The organism is Ideonella azotifigens, from assembly GCF_006519715.1.
GTDB lineage: Bacteria > Pseudomonadota > Gammaproteobacteria > Burkholderiales > Burkholderiaceae_C > Ideonella > Ideonella azotifigens.
In genome coordinates, this window is the sequence record NZ_VIDT01000006.1 from 1 (window position 1) to 13103 (window position 13103).

The following is a 13103-nucleotide window of genomic DNA, read 5'->3' on the forward strand; positions in this document are numbered from 1 at the left end:
CCCAGCGCTGACCACGGACCCACAGCACCATTCCCACCTCAACGGAAACCGCCATGCAATACAGACGACTCGGCCGCAGCGGCCTGAAGGTTTCGCCCCTCTGCCTGGGCGCGATGATGTTCGGCGACCAGAGCGATGAGGCCACCGCGGTGCAGATCATCGACAGCGCACGCGAAGCCGGCATCAACTTCATCGACACGGCCGACGTGTACGCCGGAGGCCGGTCCGAGGAGATCGTCGGCCGCGCGGTAAAGGCGGACCGCGACCGCTGGGTCATCGCCACCAAGGTCGGTTTCCCGGCGGGCAACACCGCACCAGCCGGGCCGGACCTGTCGCGCAAGTACGTGATGCTGGCCGTCGAGCAAAGCCTGCGCCGGCTGGGCATCGATTGCATCGACATTTACTACCTGCACCGCGACGACGCCAGCACGCCGCTGGAAGAGACCGTGCACGCGCTGGCCGACCTGGTGCATCAGGGCAAGATCCGCCACATCGGGCTGTCGAACTTCCGCGCGTGGCGCCTGGCCGAAGTGGTGCGGGTGTGCGATGAGCTGGGCATCGACCGCCCGGTCGCCTGCCAGCCACAGTACAACGCGATGAACCGCATGCCCGAGGTCGAGCTGCTGCCGGCCTGCGCGCATTACGGCATTGGCGTCGTGCCCTACAGCCCGCTGGCGCGCGGCATCCTCACCGGCAAATACGCCAGCATGGACGTCCTGCCTGCCGGCAGCCGCGCCGCACGCGCGGACCGGCGCATGCTGCAGACGGAGCTGCGGCCAGAGTCCATCGCGCTGTCGCGCCGCATCCACGACCACGCGCAGGCACATGGCAGCAGCGCCTCGCACTTCGCGATCAACTGGGTGCTGAACAACGCACAGGTGCATTCGGTGATCGCCGGCCCGCGCACGCTCGAACAATGGCAGGACTACCTCGCCGCGCTGGCCTCGCCGTTCACCGCCGAGGACGAGGCCCTGGTGGACACGCTGGTGGCGCCCGGCCATCCGTCCACGCCCGGCTTCACCGACCCGCAGTACCCGGTGACCGGCCGCGTGCCGTGCACCGGCAAGGCCGCCGGCTGAGGCAGGCTCAGCGCTGGGCCAAGCGCTGCAGGCGGCTCAGCCGCACGCTGCCGCCCGACAAACCTTGCGCCACGCCCATCGCCGACAGCAGCGCCGTCTCCTGCGAGTCGAAGGGCTGCGTGTAGCCGCCGGCGAACCAGATGCCGCCGCGGCCCTGTTGGGCGGCCAGCAGCTTCTGCGACTGGATCGCGCCCACCGTCGGCAGCATGTGGCGGTATTGCTCGGTCGCCAGCACCTGTTGCGGCGGCGCGCGGTGGCTGATCCAGCTCTTCCACAGCCCGCTGCTGCCGATCACCGGGTCCAGCCACATCGAGGCCTCGCAGGCGCTGCCCTCGGCGCTGCAGTTCAGGAAGGACCAGTGCCGTGCATCGGCCGGTGCGAAGGCTGGGTCGGTGTGCAGCGCCAGCGTCGCGTCGTAGAACGGAATGCCCTGCAGCGCGCTGCGTTGCGCCGCGGTACCGGGCAGGCCGGCCAGCAACGACAGCGTGGGCGGGCCGGAGGCGGCGAAGACAAGCGCATCAAAGTCCGCCGCGGGCAAGCCTTGCGGCTGCACACGGAACCCGCCGCCCGGCGCCGGTGACACCGCTTCGACCGCTGCGCTGATGTGCATCTGCACCGTGCCGAACTGCGCCACCATGCGGTTCAGCGGCTCGATCATGCCGCGCTTGAGCACGTAATACAGCACCGGGTCGGTCAACGCGGGTGGCAACGCGCCGGCAGCGAACACCATCAGCGCCCGCGCCGAAAGCCCACCCGTCTCGCTCACGTCACCCGAGTTCAGCGACGCGGCCCACGGCAGGATCATGGTCTCGGCCTGCGCCGGCGTGAGGTTCAGCGACGCCAGCCAGTCGCCCATCGACAGCGACCAGCTCGCATCCCGCTGCTCGCGCCGCTGCGCCGCGTTGAACGCCGTCTGGAAAGCCTGCACGCCGGAGCGGTTCCATGGTGCCAGCAGCGGCCACGCGCGCCCGGGCAGCACCGGTGAGACAAAACGCGGCGTCGCCTCGTCGGGCGACGACAAGGTGATCGACGCCACGAAGCTGTGCGACTCCCCGCTGTCCACCGGCCACAGCCCCAGCTGCGACAGCAGCTGCACGTAGGTTGGATATGGCCCCGGATGGAAGAACTGCGCCCCCATGTCCACCGGCAGCACCTGCCCGCCCACCGGCACCGACAAGGTCCGCACGTTCCCACCAATCGTGTCCCGCGCCTCGTACAACTGCACCTCGCACACGCCGTCCAGCAGCCACGCACAGGCAATGCCCGCCATGCCGCCACCGATGATGGCCACCCGCGGCAAGGTCGCGGCGCGGGCGCGTCGCTGCGGCAAGGCCGCTGCGACTGTGCCGGCGGCCAAGCCGCCCAGCACGCGCCGTCGCCGCGGCCCGTCGGCTGGAGACAAGTCCGAAGCGATGGCTGTGGATGGGTTATCCGCTGACATGGCAAGCACCTCCGTGTTGGCGGCATCGTAGCCAGCCTGCACGGCAAGTCGATGGGGGTTTGCCAAATCGAATTGCCCAGCGTCAGATTGAGAAGACGGAGGAGAGCCCTGCACCAGATCCTCACCGCTGGCACAGCGCGACCTGCGCTGCCTCAGCGAGCGGTGTTGTAGGGTGCGAATACTTCCACGACCCAGTCGACGAAGACCCGCAGCTTGGCGCTCAGGTGGCGGTTGGGCCGATAAGCCACATGGAACGGCATGGGCGGAGGCGCCCACTCAGCCAGCACCTCGACCAGGGCGCCACTCTCGATGTGCGGCTGCACGATGGGTCCGAAGGTCTGCACGAGACCGAGACCGGCCAAAGCAGCGTTGACGTGCGCGGTGCTTTCGTTGACGGAGATCGGGCCCTGGCCTGCGATCTCGAAGCGCTCTGCGCCGCGTACGTATGGGGCCGGAACGATCCGGCCGGTGCCGGCCGAGAAAAAACTGGCCATCGCATGCCTGCCGTCCAACAGTTCCTGCGGGCTTTCCGGCACGCCATGCCGCTTCAGATAGGCTGGCGAGGCGACAGTCGTGAAGGCCATCCGCGCAATGCGACGGGCCACCAATGACTGGTCGGTCAACGCGCCGCCGCGGATCACGCAATCGACCGCTTCACCCACCAGGTCCACCGGTCGGTCACTGACGCCCAGCGCGAGTTGGACGTGAGGAAAGCGCTGGTAGAAGCCGGGCAGCCGCGGCATCACGATCAGATTGGCAACGACCGATCCGACGTCGACACGGATGCAGCCCTTGGGATCGGTCCGATCCTGCCTCAGATCGGATTCGATCTCGTCAATGTCCCTCAGCACGCGTGCCGTGCGCTCGTAGTAGGCCGCCCCCTCGGGGGTGACGGTCACGCGCCGGGTGGTGCGCTGCAGCAGCTTCACCTTCAGGTGGGTTTCCAACTGTTGTACGAGCTTGGTCACGCTGGGCTTGGGCATCTGCAACTGGTCTGCTGCGCGCGCGAAAGCGCCAGCCTCGACCACCCGGGCGAAGACGCGCATGGCGGTGATCTGGTCCATCTGGCCATTATTAGCGGATCGGAAATGGACAAGTGCCCGCCGCGATCTTGGCCAGGTTCGGATGCGCACCCAAACTGCGTTGCATCTCAGGCCAACGCAAGGACTCCACCATGACCAACAAACTTACCGACAAGATCGCCCTCGTGACCGGCGGCACCAGCGGCATCGGGCTGGCGACCGCCAAGCGCTTTGTCGCCGAAGGCGCCCACGTCTTCATTACCGGCCGACGGCAGGCGCAGCTTGATGCGGCAGTCGCAGACATCGGTCGCAATGTCACGGGCGTCCGCAGCGACGTTGCCAACCTGCAGGACCTCGATCAGCTTTTCGCCACGATCCAGAAAGAAAAGGGCCGACTTGATGTGCTGTTCGCCAACGCGGGCGGCGGTCAGGTGGCGGCGCTGGGCCAGATCACCGAAGCTCACTTCGACAGCATCTTTGACACCAATGTGCGCGGCCTGGTGTTCACCGTGCAAAAGGCGATGCCGATCATGCCAAAGGGCGCCACCATCGTGCTGAATGCGTCGACGACTTCCATCAAGGGCACGCCTGGGTTCAGCATCTACAGTGCCAGCAAGGCGGCGGTGCGAAATCTGGCGCGAAGCTGGATGCTGGACCTGAAAGATGCGGGCATTCGGGTCAACGTGCTGAGCCCGGGCGTGGTGCCCACGCCGGCCTATGAGCTGCTGGGCTTGACGGGCGATCAACTCGAAGGCTTCATCGAGATGCAGGCGCGGACGATCCCGTTGGGCCGCGTCGGCAGGACCGACGAAATCGCCAAGGCGGCAGTGTTCCTTGCCTCTGACGACAGCAGCTTTGTCAATGGCATCGAACTGTTCGCCGACGGTGGCATGACGCAGGTATGACGGCTTTGTGGCAGACGATCGCCGCGCGGTTTGAAGGCAGCCGCAACGCGATTGGGCGAAGCGGGACTGATCTTCCACAGTGACCGCGGCAGACAACACGCCAGCCAGGACTTCCGGGGCGTGCTGCCCGAGTACGGCATCACGGCCTCGATGAGCCGCAGGCCCGATGCAGTTGGAGGAAAATTGGCTGGCCCATCAATCAAAGCAAGCCAGCGCGTAGCAGCCATGGGACACGGCATCCAGGGGCAAGGTCCATGCAGCGGACCGAGAAACCGCCTCGCGATGTCTTGTCCGCTGAATTCGTTTGCATCGAAGTCCACCACCCAAGTGAACAATATCCTCAGGAATCAACTGCTTGCCATGGCCTCCAGGGACGAGCGGGTCCGTGCCGAGCTGCAAGCCGAGGGCACGCTGCTCGAGGGTTACCACCCGCGCATGGAGGCAGTTCATCGCGCAAATGCGGCCGATCTACGCGCGCTGATGGAGGAGCACGGTTGGCCGAGCGAGGCCTTGGTGGGGCCGGAGGGTGCAGAGGCAGCGTGGCTGGTGCTTCAGCACTCGATTGCCGAACCCGGTTTCATGCGCCACTGCCGCACATTGATTGATGAAGCCAGCCGCATCGGGCTCGTTCCACGATGGCAGTTTGCCTACCTGGATGATCGAATTCGTGTCTTCGAAGGCAAAGCGCAGCGCTTCGGTACGCAGTTCGATCTCACACCTGATGGGCCAGAGCTCAATGCACTGGAAGACCCGAGCCAAGTCGACAGGTGGAGAAGGGAGGCAGGTCTGGGGCCTGTCAGCGAAGTTTTGTCGCGGGCCCGGGGTCTCCCGCTCCCCTCGCACGAGGAGTACGCATCCAAGCAAGTCGCCGGCAATCTCTGGCGCCGCGATGTCGGTTGGGTCACATGAGTCGATCCACTCCCAAGCAGCGCATTGGTCAGGCCGCGATCAAGGCCTGACTCAAATCGATCAGACTCCAAAGCCTTCCTCGCGGTAAGCACGCGGCCGAGCCATCGGGTCAGGCCATCGAAGTTCAATCTCCAAAAGGCCGAGTTCAGGTTGCCCATTCGGGGGCTGTTTGCCCCAGGCCCCGTCGCCTATCTTCCAGTGATTCGGACACAAGGAAGAAGCAGCATGCGCCTGACGCACCTCATCAAGCACGTCGACACTCCGGGCCACGCGGCCGCGCATGAAGGGAGTGCGCCATGACGCGCCGCCGCGACGTGTTGCAGGCGCTTGGTGGTGCAGCGATCTGGCCGGTGGCATCGGCCACCGCATCCGCGAAGGAAGGCACGGTCGTGCACCCAGACCTCATCCTGACCAACGGTCGGTTCACCACGCTGGATCGCACCAATCCCAATCCGCAGGCCGTCGCCATCACGAACGGCCGCTTCAGCGCCGTCGGCGATGCCAAGGACATCCTCGCGACGCGTGGCCCGGTCACCAAGCTGATCGACCTTCGCAACAGGCGCGCCATTCCCGGCCTGATCGACAGCCACATCCACGTGATCCGCGGCGGGCTGAACTACAACATGGAGCTTCGCTGGGATGGCGTGCCCTCCCTCGCCGATGCCATGGAGATGCTGCGCAGGCAGGCCCAGAACACGCCGGCGCCGCAATGGGTGCGCGTGGTGGGCGGCTTCACCGAGCACCAGTTTGCCGAGAAGCGGCTGCCAACCATCGACGAGCTCAACGCGGTGGCCCCGGACACGCCGGTGTTCATTCTTCACCTGTACGACCGTGCCCTGCTCAACCGGGCCGCGTTGCGCGCGGTGGGCTACACGCGCGACACGCCGAACCCTCCGGGCGGCGAGATCGTGCGCGACGGGGCGGGCGAGCCCACCGGCCTCCTGATGGCGCGCCCGAACGCCACCATCCTGTACGCGACGCTGGCCAAGGGCCCCAAGCTGCCACCGGAGTACCAATTGAACTCCACGCGCCACTTCATGCGCGAGCTGAACAGCCTGGGCGTGACCAGCGTGGTGGACGCGGGCGGCGGGTTCCAGAACTACCCCGATGACTACGAGATCATCGAGAAGCTCCATGCAGACGGTGAGCTGACGCTTCGCATCGCCTACAACCTGTTCACGCAAAAGCCCGGCGGCGAGGTCGACGACTTCTCGCGCTGGACCAAGAGCGTCAAGCCCGGACAGGGCGACGACACCTATCGGGTGAACGGCGCAGGCGAGATGCTGGTGTATTCCGCCGCCGACTTCGAGGACTTTCGCGAGCCCCGGCCCGAGATGCCCCCCAACATGGAGGGCGACCTGGAGCGCGTCGTCCGCCTGCTGGCGCAGAACCGCTTCCCCTGGCGGCTGCACGCAACCTACAACGAGACCATCGATCGCGCATTGAACGTCTTCGAGAAAGTCAACCGGGAGATTCCGTTCGACGGCCTGCACTGGTTCTTCGATCACGCCGAAACGATCACGCAGAAGAACATCGATCGCATCGCGGCCCTGGGCGGCGGCATCGCCGTCCAGCATCGCATGGCCTACCAGGGCGAGTACTACATCGACCGCTATGGCCAGAAGAGCGCCGAGGCGACACCCCCGATCTCGAAGATGTTGGCCTCCGGTGTGCCGGTTGGGGCCGGCACCGACGCCACGCGCGTGGCCAGCTACAACCCCTGGGTTTCGCTCGCCTGGCTGGTCACCGGCAAGACTGTTGGCGGCGCGCAGCTCTATCCGCCGAACAACCGCCTCGATCGCGAGCACGCACTGCGCCTCTGGACGGAGGCCAACACCTGGTTCTCGAACGAACAGGGCAAGAAGGGCCGGATCGCCGTGGGCGAGCTGGCGGACATGGCCGTGCTGTCTGAAGACTACTTCCAGGTGCCCGAGAGCGACATCGCGCAACTCTCCTCGGTCATGACCCTGCTGGGCGGCCGCGTGGTCCATGGCAAGGGCGACTTTGCGGACTTCGCCCCACCCGCTCTCCCCGTGCTGCCTGACTGGTCGCCAGTGAAGCGATTCGGCGGCTATCAGCAGCGCAGGCTGGGGCAACCGGGTGCCGCTCGCATGGCATCCATGTGCGGCTGCAGCGCCGGCTGCAGCGTGCACGGACATGACCATGCCGCCGCCGCCCGACGCGATGTGCCGACGAGCGATGCACAAGGCTTCTGGGGCGCGTTTGGATGCGGATGCTGGGCCGTTTGAGCGTGGACGGCGGCCGTACCATGGCGCGCGGCGCTCTTCGATTCAACCTGGATACAAGGCAAGGGAATTTCCAATGAAACTGAGCGTTCCTGTCTTCATGAGCTTCACAGCGGGCTACATCGACACGGCGGGCTTTCTTGCCCTTCAGGGCCTGTTCACCGCGCACGTGACCGGGAACTTCGTGACGCTGGGCGCCGCCCTGGTCCTCGGCACCTCAGGGGCCACGGCGAAATTGCTGGCGCTTCCCGTCTTCTGCGCGGTCATCCTCGTGACCCACCTGGCCTCTTTCCCGGTGGCCAGGGCCGGGTTGCCGGTGCTGCGCACGATGCTGTCACTGCAGGTGCTGCTGCTCCTGTTCGGGGCCGCGCTGGCGATCTTCGTGGGGCCGCAGCAGAAGGGAGATGACGTCCTCACCATCGTGGCCGGCATGTCCTTCGTTGCCGCGATGGCCATTCAGAACGCTGCCTCGCGCGTGCACCTTGGCAGCGCCCCGCCAACCACCTTGATGACCGGTACGACGACGCAAATCATGATCGACATCGCGAACCTGGTTCGCGGACTGGAGGGTGAAAAAAGGCAGGAGGCAAGCACTCGCCTGTCGAAAATGCTCGCCAACGTGGCGGCGTTCGCAGCGGGCTGTGCGGCAGGTGCCATCCTGTACAGCCAGTTGAGCATGTGGTGCTTCGCGATCACGCCCGTGCTCGGGCTCGTGCCCATTCTGGCGAAGGCAACGCGCGCAGCCGCACCCTGACCAGCCGGCAGCGTTCCGGCTGCCGTGCTGCGTCCACCGCCAAACCGGGCTCGGTAGTCATCTGGCGTGATGCCGAGCCGTTTCACGAACAGCTTTCTCGAAGACTGCTCGGTCGCAAAGCGGACCCGGCATGGCCGCACGGCCCGCCGGTTCCGCCATCGACATCGACATCGGTTGATTCGCGTTCGAAAGCACCCACGGCGCGTTCTGGCTGCCGCGGCGGCTCGTGCTCTGGGTCGCCAGATGCACGCGGTACTGCGACTGCCCACCCGGACGTTTCAAGATCCCAGCGGGTAAGCTGGCGGGTCATGCACATACTGGTATCGCGCCGCAGCACTCGCCCATGCCGAAGCCTCCACTCGCACGCGCGCAGCACGCGGCACGCGGCGCGCCACGGAAAGTCAATCATCTCGCGTTGGCTGGCAGGGCTGGTCTGGACGGCCCTCGCCCTCAAGTTGACCAGCGCCTCAGCGCTTGCAATCGCGGACTACGAGCACACCGTCTGGGGCGAGAAGGACGGCCTTGCAGCTGCGGCGGGTCAATTCATCCAGGTGCCGCACGGCATGCTCTTGATGCGGACCACCGTGGGCCGCCAGGTCTTCGATGGCGTTGAGTTCCACTCGTTCGACAAGGCGCCGGCGGGCGGGCCGTTCGTGGACTCCGCCGACGTGCTGGGACAAACCAGCCCCACGGGAGCGGTCTACTACATCCATCCCGAAACGTTCCGCCTGATGCGGAGGTGGCAGGGCCGCACCGAAGCGGTCGAGGACAAGTTTGGCGCAGGTCCTTACGCCAGGTTCATCTTCGATCAGCAAGGGGTTGGGTGGTATCACCAGAGAGGTGTCCTTCTTCGGCTCGAGGGGCTCCATCTCGAGGCCCTCGACGATTCATGGGGCATTCCAAAGGGGACGAGGGCAATCCACCGTCCGGTCGTTGACGCGCAGGGGGCTGTCTGGTTTGTCAATCCTGTGGGCCTGTACAGGCTGCCCAGGGGCGCGCGGGTGTTCGAGCGCGTTGACGTGCGGGATTGCGAGCAGATTGCCTTCGCGCCGGATGGATCGCTGTGGTGCACAGGCGCCGAGGGCATCGCCGTGATCGACATGAAAGACGGCCGCCCTGTCAGCCAGCGGCGCCTGACGCGGGCGCCCCACGGCATCATGTTGTTCGACAGCCGGGGCGGTCTCTGGATGCATTCGCTGATCGGCATCGAGCACGCGGCCGACTGGCGACGGGTTCTCGAGCCCGGAGGCGCCGCCGCCCTGCGGGCAGACGCCATCACGCCTGAGCGCGGCCTGTCGTCTCTTTCAGTGAACGACTTGCACGAAGATGCCGACGGGAACATCTGGCTGGCAACCGCGACTGGCATCGAGCGGTTTCGGCTCCCGCGCTTCACGCAGGCGAAGTTCCCGCGTTACGTGACCTCTGCCGAGCTGACACCCGATGCCGATGGCGGTCTTTGGCTGGGCCAATGGAACAGCAGTTTGAAGTACGTCGCCAATGGCAACGTCAAGGAGATGCCTCAGATCAAGGACGTCACGAGCATCCGGCCCGGCGCAAATCATCGGATCTGGGTGTCGACCCAGAACGCGCTGTGGCGCAAGGAGGCGGGTGCCGACTTCACCCTTGTCCCGACGCCCGATCTGTCATGGCGTGGGCAAATACATCAGATTGCTGAAGATGACACGGGAGCCGTGTGGCTTCAGGCTGGCGATCAGTTGCTGCGCCTTCAAGACGGTCGCATTTCTCAACCCAGGGGGCCTGTCACGCCGCCTGCCGATGGACGCTACATCCTCCATGCCGACACGCAGGGCCAGCTCTGGTTTGCCGGCAAAGCGCGCCGCGGTCCCTTCGTGCTGCGTGGGGGCCTGTTCCGCGAGATCAGGTCCGAGCCTTACCATGACACGGTGACCGAAGCCTGGGTGGCCTTCGCGCGCGGCGCAAGGGTCTGGATCGGCGGGCTGAACGGCGTGGGCGTTTTCGAGGGAGACCGGTTCCGCCCCTTGCAGAGCAAGGGCAATGCTCTCAAAGCGATCACGGGCATCGTCGAGACGCCGCAGGGTGATCTGTGGCTGTCCGGGCTGAACAAGGTCTTTCACATTCCCGCAGCAACGCTCAAGGCCGGCTTGAGCGGGCAGGCGGTGATGCCCAAGGTCTATGACCACCACGACGGGCTGCACGGCGTCGCAGATCCCGGGGATGCGCCCAGATTGGTCCAGGATGCCGCAGGCCTCATCTGGGCCTCGACCAATGAAGGTCGCTTCTGGATCGATCCCGGTGTCAAGCAGGCCGTGCCCAAGCCACCCGTGGCACAGGTCTGGGCGGTCAAGAGCGATGGCGCGATCACGCCAGCGGGAGCCGGGGTGCAACTGTCCGCCAATCCCGGCCAGATCGAGTTCAACTATTCGGCGGCGGCGCTCTCCATCGCGGACCGGGTTCGCTTTCGGTATCGCATCGAGGGCATCGACAGCGAGTGGCAGGAGGCCGGGGCTCGGCGCACCGCGTACTACACGCAGTTGCCGCCGGGCCGCCATCGCTTCGAGGTCATGGCCAGCAACGAGGATGGCCAGTGGGCCGAAGTGCCCACGTCGCTGGCGTTCGAGGTGCTGCCGGCCTGGTACCAGACGCTCTGGTTTCGCATGCTCGCGCTGTCGCTTGTGCTCGGATGCCTCTGGCTGGTCTACCGGCTGCGCGTGGGTGTCCTGAGGGCTCGCGAGCGGTCGCGCATGCGCGAGATCCTGGCGGAGCGCGAGCGCATTGCGCGAGACCTGCACGACACCTTGTTGCAGAGCATGCAAGGCGTGATCCTTGGATTCCAGGCCGTGGCCACCGCATTGCCGGCCCAGGACAACACCCGCGGTTCGATCGAAAGCCAGCTCGACCACGCCGACCAGATGCTGGGCGAGGCACGCGACCGGGTGCGCGATCTGCGCAGCACGGATGCCGACGCCGTCGGCCTGCGCGAAGCGTTCGAATCGGCCGCAGCCCAACTGGCGGGAACAGCACAGGTGGAGATCGTGGAGGCCGGGCGAGCTCGGGCCCTGAGGCCTCTCACCCGCGACCGCATCTACCTGATCGGCCGTGAGGCGCTGCTGAATGCCGTGATCCACGGCAAGGGCAGCGACATCCGCGTGGACCTGCAGTTCGAGTCGCGCCGATTCACCCTGCGCGTGCACGACAACGGCCCGGGCATGGCCCCGGAAGTTCTGGCGGCTGGCGCCCGCCCCGGCCACTACGGACTGCTGGGCATGCGCGAGCGAGCCGCGCAGATCGGCGGCAGCCTCACGATCACAAGTCGACCCGGAGGTGGCACAGAAGTCGAACTTCGCGTGCCTGCCGCCCAGGCTTTCGAGGGCACCGCGTCGAACAGGCCGTGGCGCCAGATCTTGCGAATCCCCAGAGAAGGTCGCCAGCCGATGCGCCGGCAGGCATAGGCAAGAGCTGCAACGGACGGCCTATTGCATGCACCAACTGAGGTACTCGCGATTGGTGAACCGATAGGGCCCGCACGCAAAGGCCGGACTGGTAGCAGCACGGCCAGCAGCGCCGCCACCGGCGGCAAACAGGATGACGCCGTGCCCCCTGCAGGCCACGAAGATGAGCAACCCCAGCGCAAAGAGAACGATCAGGAGAGACATCGAGTGGCTCCAGTGCGGTTGGTCGGCCGACTAAGTGCCCAGGCCCTTGACGGCGGCCAGGATGACATTCGCCACCTCGGCAGGCTTGGCCATCATCACGGCATGTCCCCCGTCAAGACTGGTGACCTTGGCGCCTGCACGTTGCGCCATGGCTTTCTGCGCGGGCGGTGGAATCATGTGGTCCTGCTCGGCCAGTACATACCAGCTGGGCTTGCTCCGCCAGGCCGCCACACTCACCTTGTCGCCGAAGCTGCGCCCTTCGATGGGCTTCTGGCTCACTGCCATCAACCGGGTCCTGGCCGGCGCCAGGTCCTGGGCGAAGTGCTCCCCGAAGTTCCTGGCGCTCATCCACAGATAGCCGTGTGAATCCTGCTCGATGCCCGCCAGGCCCGGAGGTTGCGGCAGGCCCTTGTTGGCGGAAAGGTCGTTCACCGATTCCCCGTCCGTCGGCGCAAAAGCCGCGACGTAGACCAGGCCCGCGACCTTCTCCTGCCGCCCCACCTCGGTGATGACCACTCCACCCCAGGAATGGCCGACCAGCAGCACCTTGCCCGCTTGCCTGTCGATGGCTCGCTGCGTGGCGGCCACATCGTCGGCCAGCGAACTCAGCGGGTTCTGCACCGCAACCACCGTCAGCCCCTTTTCCTGAAGCAACGGGACGACATCGTTCCAGCAGGAGCCGTCTGCCCAGGCGCCATGCACCAGGATGACGGAGACCTGTTGGCTCGCAGCTGCCGCTGGCGCTGCCGCGACGACACCCGGACTCAGCCAGGCGCCGAACGCCAAGCCGGTCGCGATGGAGAAGGCAGTCAGCTTGGGAACAAGGGGGGCATTCATGGCAGTTCCAGTCATCAAAATAAGAGCATTCAATGTCCTTGGAAGCTGGGTCGCCAGCTTCCTCCCGGGGGTTGGTGCCACCTCCTCCGTTGGTGGCAAGCGCTGCTTGACGGCTGGCGAACTCGATCGCCAGGCCTGCGCCGAGCAAGCTGCAGCCCAAGTCGGCGACCTGCCTCTTCTGGCCACTGTGGTGCCTTCCTCCGTGCACACAGCTGCACGCCGCACGCCCGGCACACTCGAGGCGAACAGCGACGGGAAAGCCAGCTGGCACGCAC

At 66.1% G+C, this 13103-nt stretch carries 10 protein-coding genes; 6 read left to right on the forward strand and 4 right to left on the reverse strand.

What is annotated here, in order from left to right; all coding sequences use genetic code 11:
* Positions 1-53 precede the first annotated feature (53 nt).
* Positions 54-1079: an aldo/keto reductase gene (locus tag FKP22_RS01035; RefSeq protein ID WP_141284325.1), complete on the forward strand. Its 1026-nt coding sequence runs from the start codon at positions 54-56 to the stop codon at positions 1077-1079.
* Positions 1080-1086: 7 nt separating this feature from the next.
* Here FKP22_RS01035 and FKP22_RS01040 read toward each other — a convergent pair whose 3' ends face one another.
* Together FKP22_RS01040 and FKP22_RS01045 are read right to left on the reverse strand one after the other, a co-directional pair.
* Positions 1087-2520: an FAD-dependent oxidoreductase gene (locus FKP22_RS01040; protein WP_141284327.1), complete on the reverse strand. Its 1434-nt coding sequence runs from the start codon at positions 2518-2520 to the stop codon at positions 1087-1089.
* Between the two features lie 152 nt (positions 2521-2672).
* Positions 2673-3584, reverse strand: a complete 912-nt coding sequence (locus FKP22_RS01045) for a LysR family transcriptional regulator (RefSeq protein WP_141284330.1) — start codon at positions 3582-3584, stop codon at positions 2673-2675.
* Between the two features lie 110 nt (positions 3585-3694).
* On the opposite strand from FKP22_RS01045, the gene FKP22_RS01050 reads away from it, so the two are divergent.
* The 5 genes from FKP22_RS01050 (at position 3695) to FKP22_RS01070 (ending at position 11787) form a co-directional block, all read left to right on the forward strand.
* Positions 3695-4447 carry an SDR family oxidoreductase gene (locus tag FKP22_RS01050; RefSeq protein WP_141284377.1) on the forward strand — a complete coding sequence of 251 codons (753 nt, stop codon included), beginning with the start codon at positions 3695-3697 and terminating at the stop codon, positions 4445-4447.
* A 282-nt stretch (positions 4448-4729) separates the two neighbouring features.
* Positions 4730-5356: a DUF6624 domain-containing protein gene (locus tag FKP22_RS01055; protein ID WP_310733296.1), complete on the forward strand. Its 627-nt coding sequence runs from the start codon at positions 4730-4732 to the stop codon at positions 5354-5356.
* Between the two features lie 296 nt (positions 5357-5652).
* Positions 5653-7605, forward strand: coding sequence for an amidohydrolase (locus FKP22_RS01060; protein WP_141284334.1), 1953 nt, complete (start codon positions 5653-5655; stop codon positions 7603-7605).
* Positions 7606-7678: 73 nt separating this feature from the next.
* On the forward strand, positions 7679-8356 hold the full coding sequence (locus FKP22_RS01065; RefSeq protein ID WP_141284336.1) for a DUF1275 family protein: 678 nt from the start codon (positions 7679-7681) through the stop codon (positions 8354-8356).
* Between the two features lie 455 nt (positions 8357-8811).
* Positions 8812-11787, forward strand: coding sequence for a sensor histidine kinase (locus tag FKP22_RS01070; RefSeq protein ID WP_170200684.1), 2976 nt, complete (start codon positions 8812-8814; stop codon positions 11785-11787).
* Between the two features lie 21 nt (positions 11788-11808).
* Here FKP22_RS01070 and FKP22_RS31700 read toward each other — a convergent pair whose 3' ends face one another.
* Together FKP22_RS31700 and FKP22_RS01075 are read right to left on the reverse strand one after the other, a co-directional pair.
* Positions 11809-11991, reverse strand: coding sequence for a hypothetical protein (locus FKP22_RS31700; RefSeq protein ID WP_170200683.1), 183 nt, complete (start codon positions 11989-11991; stop codon positions 11809-11811).
* A 30-nt stretch (positions 11992-12021) separates the two neighbouring features.
* Positions 12022-12828 carry an alpha/beta fold hydrolase gene (locus FKP22_RS01075; protein ID WP_141284340.1) on the reverse strand — a complete coding sequence of 269 codons (807 nt, stop codon included), beginning with the start codon at positions 12826-12828 and terminating at the stop codon, positions 12022-12024.
* Positions 12829-13103: the final 275 nt, after the last annotated feature.

Excerpts from the sequence above, each read along its gene's own strand:
- FKP22_RS01035 (WP_141284325.1), top strand. The coding sequence starts at position 54 with ATGCAATACAGACGACTCGGCCGCAGCGGCCTGAAGGTTTCGCCCCTC.
- FKP22_RS01040 (WP_141284327.1), bottom strand. The coding sequence starts at position 2,520 with ATGTCAGCGGATAACCCATCCACAGCCATCGCTTCGGACTTGTCTCCA.
- FKP22_RS01045 (WP_141284330.1), bottom strand. The coding sequence starts at position 3,584 with ATGGACCAGATCACCGCCATGCGCGTCTTCGCCCGGGTGGTCGAGGCT.
- FKP22_RS01050 (WP_141284377.1), top strand. The coding sequence starts at position 3,695 with ATGACCAACAAACTTACCGACAAGATCGCCCTCGTGACCGGCGGCACC.
- FKP22_RS01055 (WP_310733296.1), top strand. The coding sequence starts at position 4,730 with ATGTCTTGTCCGCTGAATTCGTTTGCATCGAAGTCCACCACCCAAGTG.
- FKP22_RS01060 (WP_141284334.1), top strand. The coding sequence starts at position 5,653 with ATGACGCGCCGCCGCGACGTGTTGCAGGCGCTTGGTGGTGCAGCGATC.
- FKP22_RS01065 (WP_141284336.1), top strand. The coding sequence starts at position 7,679 with ATGAAACTGAGCGTTCCTGTCTTCATGAGCTTCACAGCGGGCTACATC.
- FKP22_RS31700 (WP_170200683.1), bottom strand. The coding sequence starts at position 11,991 with ATGTCTCTCCTGATCGTTCTCTTTGCGCTGGGGTTGCTCATCTTCGTG.
- FKP22_RS01075 (WP_141284340.1), bottom strand. The coding sequence starts at position 12,828 with ATGAATGCCCCCCTTGTTCCCAAGCTGACTGCCTTCTCCATCGCGACC.